Source organism: Erythrobacter sp. HI0063 (genome assembly GCF_001635685.1).
Lineage (GTDB): Bacteria > Pseudomonadota > Alphaproteobacteria > Sphingomonadales > Sphingomonadaceae > Qipengyuania.
This window is the reverse complement of sequence record NZ_LWFF01000163.1, coordinates 1-282: the sequence shown is the minus strand read 5'-3', so window position 1 is coordinate 282 and position 282 is coordinate 1. Positions and strand designations below refer to the sequence as shown.

1 protein-coding gene is annotated in these 282 nt (G+C 58.5%); it reads right to left on the bottom strand.

Annotated elements, in window-relative coordinates; translation table 11 throughout:
• Window positions 1-258, bottom strand: a 258-nt coding sequence (locus A3736_RS05980; RefSeq protein ID WP_156502004.1) for a DUF4145 domain-containing protein, incomplete at its 3' end; no start/stop codon positions are given.
• Between the last annotated feature and the right edge of the window lie 24 nt (window positions 259-282).

Here is a 282-nt window from a genome sequence, read left to right as displayed (position 1 = left end):
GATGATCCGCGCCTTGGTGACGAGCGCGTTGCCGACCAGAGAGCGGAACGTGCCCTCATGGATCAGCGCTGAAAGCGTCGGGTCATAGGGCGAATGCAGACTGCGGTCATGGTCATACATCCACTTGACCGCGCTTTCGAGCGCAAGTCGGGAATGAAAACAGCTCCCGCGCGGATCGGACAGGGCAAGCTTTTCCGCCTTCCTCGCGAGGCCATAAACCTCGGCAAATTCAGCTTGGAGGAAGGCGAACTGACTCATGCGGCTTCCCCGATTGAGTAGATA